General features: G+C 70.6%; 1 protein-coding gene. It reads left to right on the top strand.

The genetic code is table 11. The features are described from left to right. Positions 1-149: 149 nt before the first annotated feature. The gene (locus tag D0D37_RS46385; RefSeq protein ID WP_116206906.1) at positions 150-1,619 is read left to right on the top strand and encodes an IS4 family transposase; all 1,470 of its coding nucleotides are present in this window, start codon (positions 150-152) and stop codon (positions 1,617-1,619) included. The last annotated feature ends 14 nt before the right edge of the window (positions 1,620-1,633 follow it).

Genomic DNA, 1,633 nt, shown 5'->3' with positions numbered 1-1,633 from the left:
CCAATGCCAGGAACTTAAGCGTGGTTGATCACGGTTCGGCGGTGGTGTGCGTGGCGGGTGGTTAGGCGACAGGGCTCCCGGCTAGGACTGGCGATTGCCTAGATCGTCCGGTCTGTTCGCGGGGAGCCCTGTTGCGTGTTCATGTTGTCATGTCCTCGGGATGGCCGGGGCCGGTGGGTGAGGTGTTGTCCCAGGCCAGGTTGGGTGTGCTGGCTCGGCTCGTCCCGCCCGGGCTGGTCGACGAGGCGCTGGCTGTCAGCGACCGGGACGAGCGGCGGTGGCGGGCTCTGCCCTCGCGGCTGGGCGTGTACTTCGTGCTCGCGTTGTGCCTGCTGCGTGCGAAGTCCGGCCCTGCGGTGCTGCAGAACATGTTCACGACCTCGATGCTGGCCCGATTGCGGGAACGCGGCTGGTCCCTGCCTGCCAGCACCGCGCTGAGCAAGCTGCGCGACAGGATCGGAGCGGTCCCGCTGCAACTGCTGTTCAGCGCCCTCGCCGGGTGGCGGCCGGTGGCGCGCCAAGCGTGGTCGCATGCGTTCGGGCTGCTGGTGTGCGCCTGGGACGGCACCGAGATCCCGCTGGCCGACACCGCCGGCAACGGAGAGCATTTCCGCTGCCACCGAGGCAGGACCGGCGACCCGGTCGGCGTCCCCAAGGCCCGGCTGCTGGTCCTGCTGGCCTGCGGGTCCCGCCAACTGCTCGGCGCGGCCACCGGCAGCCTCGCCCGCGGCGAGCCCACCCTGGCCCGCGACCTGCTCGACCGTCTGCGACCGGGGATGCTGCTGCTGGCCGACCGCAACTTCCTGGGCCACTCCCTGTGGACCGCGGCCCGGACGCGGGGAACGCATCTGTTGTGGCGGGCCAAGCTCGCCCAGCCGCAGCTGCCCGTGCAGCACGTCCTGCCCGACGGATCGTGGCTCTCGACCCTCTGCGACCCGGCCGACGCCCGCGCCCGGCGGCGCAACGCCGCCCGGAACAAGAAACGCGGCCACAACCCGCCACGGCCGCGCCCGGTCAAGGGGATCACCGTCCGGGTGGTCGAAGCCTGGATCACCGCCACCGTCGACGGCCGCACCCGCACCGAGAAATACCGGCTGGTGACCAGCCTGCTCGACCCGCATGCCGCCCCCGGCCAGGACCTCGTCGCCCTCTACGCCCGACGCTGGGTCGTCGAAACCGGCATCCGCGAGATCAAGACCGTGCTGCTGTCCGGCCGCGCACTGCGCGGCCGGACCCCGACCCGCGCACTACAGGAACTCTGGGCCACGCTGGTCGTCTACCAAGCCATCCGGCTGCTGATCTCCCAGGCCGCGCTCACCACCGGCCTGGACCCGTCCCGGATCTCCTTCACCGCCGCCCGCGACACCGTCGAGCACGCACTCGCCACCGCACCCGCCGACGCCGACCGCTGCCTCGACTGGACCTGCCACCACCTCAGCCAGCAGCTGACCACCCGCCACACCCACACCCGAATGTTCCCCCGAGCACTCAAAAACACCCTGCACCGCTACCCCTACCGAGGCAAAACCCGGCAGCCGACCAGCAACAAAACCAGCTACCAGGTCCACCCCGCACCAGCCACCACACCCACCACGACAGCACAACCCAGAGCAGCCTAAGTTCCTGGCATTGA

This window comes from Amycolatopsis circi, from assembly GCF_003385235.1.
In the GTDB taxonomy this organism is placed as follows: domain Bacteria; phylum Actinomycetota; class Actinomycetes; order Mycobacteriales; family Pseudonocardiaceae; genus Amycolatopsis; species Amycolatopsis circi.
The sequence above is the reverse complement of the archived record's forward strand: the minus strand, read 5'-3'. Positions and strand labels throughout refer to the sequence as shown.